The organism is Psychroserpens luteus, assembly GCF_015319355.1.
Lineage (GTDB): Bacteria > Bacteroidota > Bacteroidia > Flavobacteriales > Flavobacteriaceae > Psychroserpens > Psychroserpens luteus.
In genome coordinates, this window is sequence record NZ_JADILU010000006.1 from 220,007 (window position 1) to 234,448 (window position 14,442).

Below are 14,442 nucleotides of genomic sequence, written 5' to 3' on the forward strand. Positions count from 1 at the left end.
TTTTTTTGTCATTCCTGCTTTAACAAGAATGATAAATTAACTTAATCCAGCAATTTTATCATCTTCTAAAATCGCTTCGGTTTCTGTTTTTACTTTGTCTAAAATATCTTTAAGATCATCTGCAATTGAAATGACTCCATCTGCTAACATATTTAATATGGCTTTGTCTTGTGCTCGCCCTCTCAACATAGCTTCTCTATAACCTATGTTTTCATTAAAGGTAACTAAACTATATTTTGAGGAGTAATCTTCAGGGAATTCCTTTTCTAAAGCCATCTCTATTTTACGTTTTTCTTGAAATATGGCTTGACCAACATGATCTTTCATTTCATGAAAATTATCAATAGCTAAATCTGCAATAGCATCTGTGTCTTTCTTTCTTGTTTTCTCGTAGGTTGTGAAAATGGTATCCCAATCTGCATCTTTATGAGTGTCTAAAACTTGATCAAATTCTACAACATCCTCAAAAGAGGCGTTCATTCCTTGTCCGTAAAATGGCACAATAGCATGAGCAGAGTCTCCCATCAACAATGTATTGCCTTTATAATGCCAAGGTGAACATTTTACCGTTCCTAAAGGTGCTGTTGGGTTTTCAAAGAAATCTTCAACTAGGTTTGGCATCAATTCTAGTGCGTCTGGAAATTCTTTTGTGAAGAACTCAGTAACAATTTCTGGAGTTGTGAGGTTATTGAAATTATATTCTCCTTCAGCAAAACTTAAAAATAAGGTTACTGTAAAGCTTCCGTCTAAATTTGGAAGCGCAATGACCATAAAGTCGCCTCTTGGCCAAATGTGCAATGCATTTTTATAGGTTTTGTAGTCTCCATTTTCCGTAGGAAGAATAGATAATTCTTTGTAACCATGAGTGAGATAGTTTTGAGAAAAACTAAACAAGAATTTCTTACCTAAATAGTAGCTTTTGCGCAATGCAGAGCCTGCACCATCTGTTGCAATAATTGCATCTGCATCTTCTATAAACTCGTCTTTAGTTGTGTAATCTTGAAAATGTGCTGTGGTGTTTTCAAAATCTACCGATTTGCATTTTTTATTGAAGTGGATGGTAACATTATCATGTTTTTCAGCTTCTGTTAATAGTAAACTATTGAGTTCGCCTCTAGAAATCGAATTTATATATTCATAATCACGACCACTATAGTTTGATAGAAACGTATTGCCCTCTTTATCATGAATCATGCGACCATTCATTGGGATGCAAAGCTCTTTTACTTTTTGTTCTAAGCCAACAAGTTTGATGGCTTTATTACCACGATCTGAAAAAGCTAAATTTATGGATCTTCCTGCGGAAATATCTGTTCTACGTAAATCGGGACGCATTTCGTAGACTGTGACGTTGTAACCTCTTTGTCCTAATCTTAATGCGAGGAGGCTTCCGCAGAGTCCTGCGCCAATGATTAGTATGTTTTGTTTTTTGTTATTCATTTAATTTACTTTTAAGATATTGAATTTCTTCATAAGTTAATCTAAGACGACTTAAATTTAAATTCCTGTTTTTATTCTCTTTGTCTACAAAATGAAGAATTGAAGAAGCTGAATTAAATTTGATTATTGAAAAATCCAAGTATTCTGATTTTTTTATCAGCTTATCATCTAATAGGAGAACTATTTTATTTTCTGTAATAACAAAAAAATCTTTTCCTCTATTAAAAAATATACTTAAAAGTCCTAAAAACTGATAGTTCCAGAAACTAATGTCAGATTTCTTTATTAGCTTGAGTATTATTTTCTCGTTTGATAAAACGGAAGATATATAACTCAAATTATTCATTCAAAATAGTCTTCAATCGCTCTACAAGTTCATATACATCCACAAATGAATTATAGAGTGGGACAGGAGCGCATCTAATGACATCCGGTTCTCTCCAATCTGTTATAACTCCTGCTTCTGTAAGTTTATCGTGTAAGTTTTTGTCTGCGTTTTTAACTTGTATTGAGAGCTGACATCCACGTTCATCAGGATTGCTTGGTGTTATGATTTTAATATCTGAATTATTGAGTTCATTGATTAGGAACTCGAAGTAACCTGTGAGTTGTTTTGATTTTTCACAAAGTTTATCAAAACCTGCTTTTTCAAATACATCTAAAGAGGCACGAATTGCTGCCATTGATAATATTGGCGGATTGCTGAGCTGCCAACCTTCTGCACCTGCTAATTGATCAAATTCATCACGCATTCTAAAACGTGTTTTTTTATTGTGTGACCACCAACCTGTAAAACGATTTAAGTCTTTATTGTTTGCATGACGTTCATGAACAAAAGCTCCAGATAAGCTTCCTGGTCCTGAGTTTAAATATTTATAACTGCACCAAACTGCAAAATCTGCATTAGAGTCGTGAAGATTTAGTTTTACATTTCCTGCGCCATGAGCACAATCAAAACCAACCATGCAACCATGTTTGTGACCAAGTGCTGCAATACGTTTTAAATCAAAAAACTGACCTGTATAATAATTAACACCTCCAATCATGACAAGTGCTATCTCGTCTCCATGTTGCTCAAGTATGTTTTCTAAATCATCATAATTTGCTAATTCTTCACCTTTGCGAGCTTTCCATAGTATTAACCCGTCATTATCATCATAACCATGATGACGTAATTGAGATTCTACTGCATATTTATCACTAGGGAAGGCATCTGCTTCTATTAAAATTTTATAGCGCTTAGGTGTTGGTTTGTAAAAGCTCACCATCATAAAATGAAGATTTGCTGTTAAAGAATTCATCACAACAACTTCTAATGGTTTTGCACCTACGATATCTGCCATAGTTTTGGTTAGAAACTCATGGTAATGTAACCAAGGATTTTTACCATGTGTATGACCATCTACTCCTAGATTTGCCCAATCTTCTAGTTCTTGATTGATGTAACCTTTTGTGATCTTTGGTTGAAGACCTAAGGAATTTCCAGTCATGTAGATGAGCTCTTTTCCTTGTGAATCTTTAGGAATGTGGAATTGTTGTCTGTAGTCTGATAATTCGTCTAATATGTCTTGTTGCTTTGCATAATCAAGACCAAGTTTATAGTTGGACAAAGTGAGTTTGTTTTCGGTTGCTAACAAAAATAGCATAATTATATGATATTTCCATTAATCAAATAAAGTAGAAAGAAATAGAGAATTAAAAAGGAATTAAATAATTTTGTGCTTATATTACTAATGAATTTATTGTGAATAATTATTTTTTAAATGCTAAAAAAACTCTGGTTATCCTATCACCAATGGTATATTAAGTATAGTGGTTTTTCGAACCAAAGCGAAAAAGATACCTTATCTTTTTTTAGAGATAAATTGTTTGTTTCAATTTTAATATTAACACTTGCGTTAGGTTATTTTTCTTATTTCCCTAGTACAGGTATGGCTATTTTATTAGGCAAATGGTCTGTGGTCTACATTAATACTTTAGCTGTTTTGGTTGTGACAATTTTGTTTTTTAATAAACAAATGACTTTGAAAACAAAGAAAATAGTGTTTTCTGTAAATTTCTTCGTTTTGTCTTTTGTTCTAGTTATAGATTTAGGACTCAATGGTAATGGGACTCTTTTGCTTTTTTTACTTAGTATTTTAATGACGCTTTACAGTGGAACAAAAGCAGGTGTGATTTCTGTTTTAGTAACTACTGTTTTTTATATAATTATTATATGTGTTTATTATTTTGAATGGGTTGATTTACGCTTTTTTGAAGAATCATCATTTGAGGTCGTTCTTATTGTTTTTATTAACAATGTACTTTTTAGTTTACTTACAGTTTTCTCAGTTTCATTTTTAATAGACCAATTACACAATGCTTTATTAAAAGAAAGTCAATTGCAAGAAGAACTTCTAGAGAAACATAAAAATGTAATAAAAGCCAAGGAGAGAGCAGAACAATCAGATAAGTTAAAGTCTGCTTTTTTAGCAAATATGAGTCATGAAATTAGAACTCCAATGTATGGTATCCTAGGTTGTGCAGAACTTTTGAAATCATACAATCTAGAAGATGAAGATTATAAGGAATATGTGAGTGTAATTGAATGTAACGGAAAAGAGCTATTAGATATTATTACAGATATTTTGAGTATCTCAAAAATAGAAACAGGCTTAATGAACATTACAAAAACTGAATTTAATATTAATGAAAGTATAGATGATGTTTATAAAATGTTTTTAGAAGATGCCGAAACAAAAAACATCCATTTTACCTTAAATAATTTTATCTACAAAAGAGATTTTATTGTAAATTCAGACCAGAATAAGTTTACTGAGATACTAAGACATTTGATTAAAAATGCTATAAAATATACCTCAGAAGGAGATAGCATTACCCTTAGTTGTAGTTTAGATGGTAGTAATACTTCTCAACTAAGATTTCATGTAAGTGATACAGGTATTGGTATTCCTGCAGATAAAGTAAAAACTATTTTTAACTCTTTTTATCAAGTAGATGTTGCTAATAGAAGTACGCTTAATGGCTCTGGTGTTGGTTTGTCTATATCAAAAGCTTACGTAAAGATGTTAGGAGGAGATTTGGAATTAGAAAGTATAGAAGGTGAAGGTGCTTCTTTTTGGTTTAGCATCGATATTGATTTACAAAATGACTAAAACAACGGTCTGTCTCTAAAATTTTAGAAAAAATAAAGCGCTTCAACTAAGTAGATGAAGCGCTTTGAATATATATAGGCGCATAGTGCGGAATATTCTTATAAGATATATACGTCTATAAGTCGATGTTTGGATGTTCTAATTACAAGAAACAGCAAACTTTAGTATTTTTTTAAGATTTAGAAAAAGTCTTAGTTAATCTTAATATTTGTAAAGTAAAGATTGAAATTACCATCAGCCATTTTATGTTCTGTAGCTATTTTAATTCCGTTAAAGTCTTCGTAGTTTTCAAATGTTGTTGCCATAGTTTGTTCTTCACTATTTCCTTTTCTATAAACCCATTCTTTAATTAAAAAATCATCGCTATAGAAGATGTCGTATGCGTCTCCAGGTGTGTATCCACCTTCGTTACCATAGATTAAAGTGATTTTATTTAATTCAGTTTTAGAGATAGGAGCTAATTCTTTTACTGGCTCTGATATGATTGTGCCTTCATCCCAAATTAGTTGAAAAGGAACTAATAACCAGTATTTATCATTGATGAAACTTTTGTCAATGTTTACAAATTTGGCGTCAATTGTGGTCGTTCTTGTATACATTGATATAGAATCTTTGTTGATAGAGGATACTACATAGTCTTCTTTTGGTTGCCAGGACCATGTTCTTTCAAAATGGTTATCACCTCGATCAACATTAAATGTGAACTTAATTTCGTTTATATTTTTCCAGTTTTCAAACCCATGAGCGTGAGCAATATTTTCTGCAGTGGTTAATTCCTTTTTTTCTTCGGAAATCGTCTCAGATATTATCTGTTGGTTTTTTGTATCCGTTTTACATGAAGCTAAAAGAATAAAGAGGCAAAAGATTGTTAGTAGTCGAGTCATTTGTTTTTTTGCAAAGGTATGAAAGTCTGTATGTTTCCGAAGAAATTATTAATTTAGAGTTTTAAATATGAAGTTATGAGTAAAGATCATTTTGAAGTCAATAGGGAAACATGGAATGAAAAAGTAAAAGTACATTCTAAAAGTGACATGTATGATTTGGAAGCTTTTAAAAATGGGAAGTCGTCGTTGATGCCATATGAGCTCAATGCTCTAGGCGATGTTAAAGGGAAATCTTTATTGCATTTACAATGTCATTTTGGTCAAGACACTTTGAGTTGGAGTAGGATGGGAGCAAAATGTATTGGTGTTGATTTGAGTGATGAAGGTATTGCATTAGCTAAATCTTTAAATAAAGAAATGAATTTAGATGCAGAATTTGTTCGATGTAATGTGTTAGATACTTCAGCGCACGTTAATGATACTTTTGATATTGTTTATACCAGTTATGGTGTGATTGGGTGGTTGCCAGATTTAAAACCTTGGGGCAAAATGATTGCAGAACGTTTAAAAAAAGGAGGGACGTTTTATATGGCGGAGTTTCATCCTATTGTTTGGATGTTTGATTATTTAGAGAATAAACCTGTCATGAAATATGGTTACATGCAAGATGAAGTTATTTACGAAGAATATGAAGGTACTTATGCAGACCAAAACTCAAAAATGATTACTAAAGAGTATTGCTGGAACCATGGTTTGAGCGAAGTGATCAATGCACTTGTAGACGCTGGACTACAAATAGAATATTTAAACGAGTATGACGAAAGTCCTTATAACGTATTACCAGATCTAGTAGAAACTACATTTGGCAATTTTGTGACTAAGGATAAATTATATCCTTTGATTTTTGAAATTAAAGCGACTAAACTTTAATGATTATTCTTTAAAACTTCTGGCATTTTTGCTTTAAACCTATTTAATCTTGGTACAGATACACTTCTTATATAACCTTGGTTTGGATGGAGTCTTTCATAATTTTGATGATAATCTTCACCAACCCAAAATTTTTGAAATGGATAAACTTCTGCAGCTATAGTAGCATTTAATTCTTTAGCCAAAGCAGCTTTTTTCTCTTCAATTATTTTCTTTTGAGTATCATTTTGATAAAAAATGATAGAACGGTATTGGTAGCCTTTATCTGGACCCTGGCCATTGACTTGAGTTGGGTTTTGAGATGCAAAATAAACATCTACAAGTGTTTTGAAGCTTACTACTTTAGGGTCGTAAATAATTTCTACAGCTTCTGCGTGATCTTTTATACGACCATAACTGTTAGATTCGTAGGTTGGGTTTTTTGTGTGTCCGCCAGCATAACCACTTATTGATTCATCAACACCGTTAACGCTTTCAAAAACAGCTTCTACACACCAAAAACAACCACTTGCAAAATAAGCTTTGGCTTTTCCGTTTTCTAAAGGTACTTCTATTGGATCTGCATCAATGACTGCCTGTTGTTTGTTATTGACTTGTGCATTGTTTTGACAACTAAATAAAAGAGCAATAGCTAAAGTTGATAGAAAATTTTTCATAGGATTCTTTATTTTATAGTAAGTCGTATAAAATTAAGTAACCTTAATTTTTAGTATGTGAAAGTTTTATTAAAATAAAAAGCCTTTATCAATAGATAAAGGCTTTTAAAATATATAATCTTAATGGATTAAAGTTTTGCAAACATTTTTTCCATTTTTGCTTTTTCTTCTTCTGCTAATTGCGCATCAACAAGAATTCTTCCACTATGTTCATCTGTGATTACTTTTTTACGAGAACCAATTTCTACTTGAACTTGTGGTGGAATAGTAAAGAATGAACCTCCAGATGCACCTCTTTCAATTGGTACAACAGCTAATCCGTTTTTTACATTATTTCTAATACGGAAATAAGCTTTAACTAAACGCTCGTCTAATTTCTTTTGGAAATCTTCAGATTTTTTCATTAACGCTTCTTCCTCTTTTTGAGTTTCTGCTAAGATAGCATCTAACTCATTACGCTTGTGCTTTAAGTGAGTTTTACGATCTTTAAGACGAGACTTAGTTTCATCAATCACAACTTTTTTCTGATCGATTTGAACTTTAAATTCTTTAATGTGCTTTTCAGCCAATTGAATTTCTAATTCTTGAAATTCAACTTCTTTAGTTAAAGAATTGTATTCTCTGTTATTTCTAACATTCTTTTGTTGTTCGCTATATTTCTTAATCAAAGATTTTGCTTCTTCCATTAAGTTCTTTTTTGATTTAATTTGATCATCAATTAAATCGAGATTTGTAGCTAGTTTTTCAAGTCTTGTATTTAAACCTTCAACTTCATCTTCTAAATCTTGAACCTCTAAAGGAAGTTCTCCTCTAACGTTTCTAATTTCGTCCACTCTAGAGTCGATTAATTGTAAGTCATACAATGCTCTTAATCTATCTTCTACAGATGCTTCAGCTTTTTTTGCCATAATTATAAATACTTTACCGGATTTGTATTCGTCGTTGATAAAACGATTGCAAAATTAGTGATTTTTTTCGAGAGATACTCCACTAAAAAGCTTTTTGTGAACTGTTCGCTTTCATAATGTCCAATATCTGCTAGAATAATCTTGTTTTCTGCGGAAAAGAAATCGTGATATTTCAAATCTGCAGTTATTAAAACGTCTGCTCCTGCTCGTTTTGCAGCAGAAATCGCGAAACTTCCAGAGCCTCCCAATACTGCAACTTTTTTAATTTTTTGTTTTATAATTTCTGAATGCTTTATACAAGACACATTCATTTTTTCTTTTACAAACTCTAGGAATTTTAGAGTGTCTTGGGCATTTTTTAGCTCTCCAATTATTCCCATCCCAATATTTTGATCATAATTATCAAGAGTTGCGACTTCAAAAGCAACTTCTTCATAAGGATGATGCTCAAAAAGGGTTTTAAGTAATTTTGATTCTATATGCTTATTAAAAGTAACAGAGATTTGCACTTCTTTTTCTTCATGAAGCTCTCCTTTCTTACCAATTGTTGGATTAGAATTCTCATTTCCTCTATAAGTGCCTTTTCCTTCTGTGTTAAAGCTACAGTTGTCATAATTGCCAATATTACCAGCACCTGCTTTAAAAAGTTGAGATCTTAGAGCGTTTGCATTTCCGAGGGGAACATAAGTGGTTAATTTTTTTATGGTTCCTTTCTGCGGAATTAAAATTTTCTTGTTTTCTAGTCCCAATGTGTTGCAAATAATATCATTTACACCTTTTATAGCATTGTCCAATGCAGTATGAATGGCATAAATAGCAATGTCATTTTTGATGGCTTTTAATACAGTTCTCTCCACATAATCCTTTCCTGTAAGAGATTTTAAACCTTTAAAAATGATTGGATGAAAACTCACTATGAGGTTGCAATTCTTCTCAATGGCTTCATCGACAACCAATTCTAAAGTATCTAAAGTGACCAAAACACCAGAAATTTTCGTGTTTCTATCTCCAACTAATAATCCAACGTTATCAAAATCTTCGGCATAATTTAAAGGAGCTAAAGCTTCTAAGTGATTTATGACATCTTGAACTACCATATATTTTTTGTGTTGAGTTTAAAAACAAATATAAATGATTGAACTCATTTAAACTTTTTCAAATAGCTAAAAAATTGCTCTTTTGTGCCTATTTCTTGTCTTTTTCTATTTCCGTAGTGGTACTATGCGACTAAAAAATGATTTCAAATAAACAAAAAAGTGCTAATTTTCGCTATAATTCAAAAAATCTAAATGAGTTCATTAACTTCGTTCTAATGAAGCTACTCAGAAAAATACTTTTTCCAATCGTTCCTGTTTATTATATCGTGACTTGGTTGCGAAATAAATTCTATGATTTGGGTTGGAAACCTTCTAAATCCTACACTATTCCTATAGTATGTGTTGGTAATTTGAGTACAGGTGGTACTGGAAAAACACCAACCATTGAGTATTTGATACGACTCTTGAAAGATGAATTTAAAGTCGCAACATTAAGTCGTGGCTATAAACGAGAAACTAAGGGGTTTATTCTTGCAGACGATCATGCTACTGCGACATCGATAGGAGATGAGCCTTATCAATTTTATAGTAAATTTAAAGATGTTACAGTGAGTGTTGATGCAAATAGGCAAAATGGGATTGAGCAACTCTTAAAATTAAAACTACCAGATGTTATTCTTTTAGATGACGCTTTTCAGCATAGAAAAGTTAAAGCGAGTTATAGTATATTATTGACTAGTTACAGTAATTTATATTGCGATGATATCGTTTTGCCTACTGGAAATCTTAGAGAGCCAAGATCTGGTGCTAAACGAGCAAATGTTATATTGGTAACAAAATGTCCTTTGAGTTTATCGTCTTCGGAAAAAGAAAGTATTAAGAAAAAGCTTCAACCTTTGACAGAGCAGAAGGTTTATTTTAGTTCGATTTCATATTCTGAAACTATTTTCAGTGCAAATGAAACATCAACATTTAAACAATTTGATGGTAGAAAAATAACAGTGGTTACTGGTATTGCTAATCCGTTGCCATTTTTAGAATATTTAAAATCTAAATCGATAGATTTTGAACATCTAAACTTTAAAGATCATCATGAGTTTTCTACTTCAGAAATAGAACAATTTAAGCAAAAGGAAATCATTCTAACTACAGAAAAGGATTATGTGAGATTGCAGGATGATTTTAAATCTGAGCCTTCGCAATTATGGTATTTGCCAATTTCATTTAAAATTGATAATAATGAAGCATTTGATGCTCAAATAGAATCACATATCAATAACTTTTGATTTTTAAAAAGTAGCAGTTGAGTTTTGACTAGCTGCTAATACTTCATATAGTTTTTTCTCAAAGTCTTCTTGCTTAAACGGTTTTGATATGATATCATCAAATCCAGCTTCATCAAATTCATGCATTTTATCTTCTAATGTTACAGCAGTAAGTGCAAAAATAGTGAGTTCTTTATCGAAAGTTCTAATGATTTTTGTGGCTTCGAGACCACTAATTCCTGGCATATGAATATCCATTAAAACAATATTGTAGCTATTTTCTTTAACTTTTTCTACAGCTGCTTCACCATTATCTACAATATCACATTGTAGGTTCATCTTATTAAGAATTTTTTTGGTGATCATTTGATTGATCTTATTGTCCTCGACAATCAAGATTTTAATGTTGCTAATGTCCAATTTACTAATGTTTTTAGAATAGTCTTCTTTTACAATTTTAACAGTTTCTGGAGCGTAGGTTAATGGGATTTCAAAAAAGAATGTTGTTCCTTTTCCAAGTTCACTTTTTAAGTAGATTTTTCCTTTTAATATTTCAATAAGACCTTTAACGATAGATAGACCTAAGCCAGTACCACCATATTTTCTATTGATTTGTATCGAGCCTTGGGAGAAGCTCTCAAACATGTTATCTTGTTTTTCTTTAGAGATACCAATACCATTATCTTCAATTTCAAAGCGAAGAATATGGTCGTCTCCTTTATTTTCTATACTATAAACTCTAACCCAAATATCACCATCTTTTGTAAATTTAATTGAGTTACCAATTAAATTTATAAGGATTTGAGAGATTTTAAGGTTATCACCAATAAAGGTTTCTGGTATGTCTTTTTGAAATTCATAATGCATCTTGGTATTGTTTTCCAATGCCGAATTATTTAAAGCAGAACATACATTTTCAACCTTAGTTTTAAGATTAAAAAGTATAGGGTCTAATTCTACTTTATTCGCTTCAATTTTATTGATTTGAAGGATGTCATTAATAAACGTTAATAAGTAGTCGCCAGAGAATTTTAAAGACTTTAAGTGTGGTATTTGTTTCTCACTTGGTTCTTCTTCTAATAGCATGTTTGTTAAACCTGTAACTGCATATAAGGGTGTTCTTAATTCGTGAGTTACAGTAGATAAAAAGTTTGCTTTGGTTTTTGATGCTAATTCTGCTCTTTTCATTGCTTCAATTAAATCATCATTTTTCTCCTGAAGCATGTTATTAGATTTGAGTCTAATATTATTATTTTTGTAAAGTGCTAAAGTAAGTAGGGATAAAATCGTGATTAAAGCGATACTTAGTATTGTAGTGATTTTGGCTAAATTACTATCAGATTCTTGCTTTTTAACTTGATCTTGTAAATCCTTAAATTTTGCAGCATTGTAGGCTTGAGTGTAATCTGTTTGTGTTGTAGGTGAGATGTTTGCGCGCTCAATAACCAATATTGAATCTGAAATCTTTGAATGTTTTTCAAGATAGCTGTGAGCTTTTTCAAAATCTTTTGTCTTAGTGTAAATGTCACTTAAGTTTAAATAAGCTTTATCAATATTATCTATTTGATTGTTTGATTTGGCAATATCTAAACCTTCAAGTGCAGATTTTATTGCTTGATCATTACTACCTAGATGAGCTAAAGCTTTACTGTTGTAAATTAAAGCTCTAGACAAGATTTGAGATTGATCATTCTTTTTAGCTAAAACAATTGTTTTTTCAAATAATGATTTTGCTGTTTTATATTCTCCTAATTTAAGATATACTTTCCCCTCATTGAGTGTGATTTCGGGAATTTTATAGCTTAAATCATTTTCTTCAAAAAGGTTTTTTTGCAGAGTGTAAATATTCTAAGGCATCTTTGTACTCTTCTCTTCCAGCATGAAGTGCACCTTTTATACTATAAGTAATCGCTAGATTTTTATTATCTTCTATTTCTCTTTGAATCTCAGCAGCTTTTATAAGTGATGCCAGAGATTTGTCAAATTCATTAATGGTAAATTGTAATTCACCAATTTTGGCTAGAATAATACCTTGACTTTTTTTGTCTTTATTGTTAACAGCAAGCTCTAAAGCTTTTTTGAGATTCTCTTTTGCGTTGAAATAATTACCTCTATTTATGTCAAATTCAGATTGTTTTATTTTATTTTCTATGCGAAGTTTTAACACGTCAATATCTTCTATATCATCATTTTGCGCAATTATTGCGCAAGAAAATAATAAGAAAAAAGCAAGTATGGAATATTTGGTAGGGGACATATTAAACCACTTTATTTGGACAAATATAAATATTTATTCGATAAACCACACTATTTCATCGATAAATTGCATATCAAATCAAGGACTCTACTAGAATATCCAGTTTCATTATCATACCAGCCAACAATTTTAACCATGTTACCTATGACAGATGTCATTTGAGAATCAAAAATGCAAGAGTGTGGGTTGCCAACAATATCAATAGATACAATTGGGTCTTCAGTATATTCAAGAATATGTTTTAAGTGCATATTAGCAGCTTCTTTAAAAGCGTTGTTGATCTCTTCTATGGTCACTGTTTTTTCAACATTAAATGTAATGTCAGTTAATGAACCATTTGCAACAGGAACTCTTATGCCACATCCACCAATAACATTTGATAATTCAGGGAAGATTTTCGTGAGCGCTTTTGCAGCTCCAGTTGTTGTTGGTACTATAGATTGACCTGCAGCTCTAGCACGTCGTAAATCTTTATGTGGCTGGTCATGTAAACTTTGATCTGTTGTATAGGAATGTATCGTTGTGATATAAGCCTGTTTCACACCACATAACTCTTTTATTACAGAAATCATTGGTGCAGCATTGTTTGTTGTACACGATGCATTAGATATAATTAATTCCGTACCATCAATATCTTTATCATTAACGCCTAGAACGACAGTTTTAATATCGTCTCCAATAGGTGGAACAGATAGAATAACTCTTTTAGCTCCATTGGTAATGTGATGTTTTAGTTCTTCGGAAGTTTTAAACTTTCCGGTAGCTTCAACAACAAAATCTACATCAAAAGGAGTCCAGTCAATTAAACTTGGATGATTATGATTGAGAAGTTTGATGGATCTACCGTTAAGGATGATAGTATCTTCCGAAGAAGAGATCTCATGTTTTGAAACACCATGAATGCTATCGTATTTTAATAAATGACTAAGCGTTCTAGCATCTGCGAGATCATTTATAGCAACAACCTGCATGTCATTTCTATCTTGAATTAGTCTAAAAACACGACGACCAATACGTCCAAATCCATTTATAGCAATGCGAATCATTAATTGATATGTTTTTGAGCTTTGTACGAAGATCTTACTAAAGCACTACTTTCTACATGACGAAATCCTAAATCAAGTCCAATTTCTTTATACTCTTCGAATTGATCTGGTTGGATAAAAAGTTTTACTGGTAAATGTTTTTTTGAAGGTTGTAAATATTGTCCAATAGTAACTACATCAACATCATTTGCTCTTAAATCGTGGAGTGTTTCTATGACTTCTTCGCGAGTTTCACCTAAACCTAACATAATGCCAGATTTTGTACGCCTTTGTCCTTGTTGCTTTAAATATTTAAGCACACCAAGACTTTTATCATATTTAGCTTGTATGCGAACTTCACGGGTTAAACGTCTTACGGTTTCAATATTATGAGATACGACTTCTGGAGCAACATCAATAATTCTATCAATATGTTGTTCTATACCTTGAAAGTCTGGGATTAGAGTTTCTAGTGTAGTTTCAGGATTCATACGTCTCACTGCTTTTACAGTTTCGCTCCACATGATGCTCCCCATATCCTTGAGGTCATCTCTATCAACACTAGTTAAAACTGCGTGTTTGATACTCATGATTTTTATTGAGCGAGCCACCTTTTCTGGTTCATCCCAATCTACAGTTTCTGGACGTCCTGTTTTAACACCACAAAATCCGCAAGAACGTGTACACACATTCCCTAAAATCATAAATGTAGCAGTACCTTCTCCCCAACATTCACCCATATTTGGGCAACTACCAGAAGTGCAAATGGTATTTAATTTGTACTTATCGACAAGTCCTCTTAATTCTGTATATTTTTTTCCTGTAGGTAATTTGACACGCAACCATTTTGGTTTTGGTTGACGTTCAATAACAGGTTTTGATGCGGTTTTTGTATCCATCTATATATTTTATAGATGACAAAGATACGAAGTATAAAGTTAATTT

14 protein-coding genes are annotated in these 14,442 nt (G+C 31.8%); 3 read left to right on the forward strand and 11 right to left on the reverse strand.

Features of this window, described 5'->3' with window-relative positions; all coding sequences use genetic code 11:
- Window positions 1–36: 36 nt before the first annotated feature.
- The 3 genes from IM744_RS15025 to kynU are packed head-to-tail and all read right to left on the reverse strand — an operon-like array spanning window position 37 to window position 3,050.
- Entirely contained in the window at window positions 37–1,440 is a 1,404-nt protein-coding gene (locus IM744_RS15025; protein ID WP_194508974.1) for an FAD-dependent oxidoreductase, read from the reverse strand.
- Window positions 1,433–1,786: a hypothetical protein gene (locus IM744_RS15030; protein WP_194508975.1), complete on the reverse strand. Its 354-nt coding sequence runs from the start codon at window positions 1,784–1,786 to the stop codon at window positions 1,433–1,435. Before IM744_RS15030 ends, IM744_RS15025 begins: the two co-directional genes overlap by 8 nt.
- A complete protein-coding gene (kynU, locus tag IM744_RS15035) occupies window positions 1,779–3,050 on the reverse strand; it encodes a kynureninase (RefSeq protein ID WP_194508976.1) in 1,272 nt (423 codons plus the stop codon). Before kynU ends, IM744_RS15030 begins: the two co-directional genes overlap by 8 nt.
- A 153-nt stretch (window positions 3,051–3,203) precedes the next feature.
- On the opposite strand from kynU, the gene IM744_RS15040 reads away from it, so the two are divergent.
- Window positions 3,204–4,595 (forward strand): sensor histidine kinase, encoded by a 1,392-nt coding sequence (locus IM744_RS15040; RefSeq protein WP_194508977.1) that lies wholly within the window; start codon window positions 3,204–3,206, stop codon window positions 4,593–4,595.
- Window positions 4,596–4,786: 191 nt separating this feature from the next.
- Here the strand turns inward: IM744_RS15040 and IM744_RS15045 are convergent, their stop codons facing one another.
- Complete coding sequence (locus IM744_RS15045; RefSeq protein WP_194508978.1) at window positions 4,787–5,479, reverse strand: hypothetical protein; 693 nt, start codon at window positions 5,477–5,479, stop codon at window positions 4,787–4,789.
- A gap of 75 nt (window positions 5,480–5,554) precedes the next feature.
- On the opposite strand from IM744_RS15045, the gene IM744_RS15050 reads away from it, so the two are divergent.
- Entirely contained in the window at window positions 5,555–6,349 is a 795-nt protein-coding gene (locus IM744_RS15050) for a class I SAM-dependent methyltransferase (protein ID WP_194508979.1), read from the forward strand.
- Here the strand turns inward: IM744_RS15050 and msrA are convergent.
- The 3 genes from msrA to IM744_RS15065 all read right to left on the reverse strand — a co-directional run bounded on the left by msrA (window position 6,346) and on the right by IM744_RS15065 (window position 9,010).
- Window positions 6,346–7,005: a peptide-methionine (S)-S-oxide reductase MsrA gene (msrA, locus tag IM744_RS15055; protein WP_194508980.1), complete on the reverse strand. Its 660-nt coding sequence runs from the start codon at window positions 7,003–7,005 to the stop codon at window positions 6,346–6,348. The two genes, IM744_RS15050 and msrA, sit on opposite strands and share 4 nt — an antisense overlap.
- Before the next feature lie 128 nt (window positions 7,006–7,133).
- Window positions 7,134–7,913, reverse strand: coding sequence for a zinc ribbon domain-containing protein (locus IM744_RS15060; RefSeq protein WP_194508981.1), 780 nt, complete (start codon window positions 7,911–7,913; stop codon window positions 7,134–7,136).
- A gap of 2 nt (window positions 7,914–7,915) precedes the next feature.
- Window positions 7,916–9,010: a Nif3-like dinuclear metal center hexameric protein gene (locus IM744_RS15065; RefSeq protein ID WP_194508982.1), complete on the reverse strand. Its 1,095-nt coding sequence runs from the start codon at window positions 9,008–9,010 to the stop codon at window positions 7,916–7,918.
- Window positions 9,011–9,225: 215 nt separating this feature from the next.
- On the opposite strand from IM744_RS15065, the gene lpxK reads away from it, so the two are divergent.
- Complete coding sequence (gene lpxK / locus IM744_RS15070) at window positions 9,226–10,236, forward strand: tetraacyldisaccharide 4'-kinase (protein WP_194508983.1); 1,011 nt, start codon at window positions 9,226–9,228, stop codon at window positions 10,234–10,236.
- A 3-nt stretch (window positions 10,237–10,239) separates the two neighbouring features.
- Here the strand turns inward: lpxK and IM744_RS15075 are convergent, their stop codons facing one another.
- The 4 genes from IM744_RS15075 to lipA form a co-directional block, all read right to left on the reverse strand.
- Window positions 10,240–11,889 carry an ATP-binding protein gene (locus IM744_RS15075; RefSeq protein ID WP_241738344.1) on the reverse strand — a complete coding sequence of 550 codons (1,650 nt, stop codon included), beginning with the start codon at window positions 11,887–11,889 and terminating at the stop codon, window positions 10,240–10,242.
- Between the two features lie 142 nt (window positions 11,890–12,031).
- Window positions 12,032–12,472 (reverse strand): hypothetical protein, encoded by a 441-nt coding sequence (locus IM744_RS20725; protein ID WP_241738345.1) that lies wholly within the window; start codon window positions 12,470–12,472, stop codon window positions 12,032–12,034.
- Between the two features lie 50 nt (window positions 12,473–12,522).
- Window positions 12,523–13,518: a type I glyceraldehyde-3-phosphate dehydrogenase gene (gene gap / locus IM744_RS15080; RefSeq protein ID WP_194508984.1), complete on the reverse strand. Its 996-nt coding sequence runs from the start codon at window positions 13,516–13,518 to the stop codon at window positions 12,523–12,525.
- Complete coding sequence (gene lipA, locus IM744_RS15085) at window positions 13,518–14,396, reverse strand: lipoyl synthase (RefSeq protein WP_194508985.1); 879 nt, start codon at window positions 14,394–14,396, stop codon at window positions 13,518–13,520. The genes gap and lipA overlap by 1 nt, the downstream gene beginning before the upstream one ends.
- Window positions 14,397–14,442 lie beyond the last annotated feature (46 nt).

Bases quoted from the DNA above. Each gene is read 5' to 3' on its own strand.
- IM744_RS15025 (WP_194508974.1), bottom strand. From the start codon at position 1,440: ATGAATAACAAAAAACAAAACATACTAATCATTGGCGCAGGACTCTGC.
- IM744_RS15030 (WP_194508975.1), bottom strand. From the start codon at position 1,786: ATGAATAATTTGAGTTATATATCTTCCGTTTTATCAAACGAGAAAATA.
- IM744_RS15040 (WP_194508977.1), top strand. From the start codon at position 3,204: ATGCTAAAAAAACTCTGGTTATCCTATCACCAATGGTATATTAAGTAT.
- IM744_RS15045 (WP_194508978.1), bottom strand. From the start codon at position 5,479: ATGACTCGACTACTAACAATCTTTTGCCTCTTTATTCTTTTAGCTTCA.
- IM744_RS15050 (WP_194508979.1), top strand. From the start codon at position 5,555: ATGAGTAAAGATCATTTTGAAGTCAATAGGGAAACATGGAATGAAAAA.
- msrA (WP_194508980.1), bottom strand. From the start codon at position 7,005: ATGAAAAATTTTCTATCAACTTTAGCTATTGCTCTTTTATTTAGTTGT.
- IM744_RS15060 (WP_194508981.1), bottom strand. From the start codon at position 7,913: ATGGCAAAAAAAGCTGAAGCATCTGTAGAAGATAGATTAAGAGCATTG.
- IM744_RS15065 (WP_194508982.1), bottom strand. From the start codon at position 9,010: ATGGTAGTTCAAGATGTCATAAATCACTTAGAAGCTTTAGCTCCTTTA.
- lpxK (WP_194508983.1), top strand. From the start codon at position 9,226: ATGAAGCTACTCAGAAAAATACTTTTTCCAATCGTTCCTGTTTATTAT.
- IM744_RS20725 (WP_241738345.1), bottom strand. From the start codon at position 12,472: ATGTCCCCTACCAAATATTCCATACTTGCTTTTTTCTTATTATTTTCT.
- gap (WP_194508984.1), bottom strand. From the start codon at position 13,518: ATGATTCGCATTGCTATAAATGGATTTGGACGTATTGGTCGTCGTGTT.
- lipA (WP_194508985.1), bottom strand. From the start codon at position 14,396: ATGGATACAAAAACCGCATCAAAACCTGTTATTGAACGTCAACCAAAA.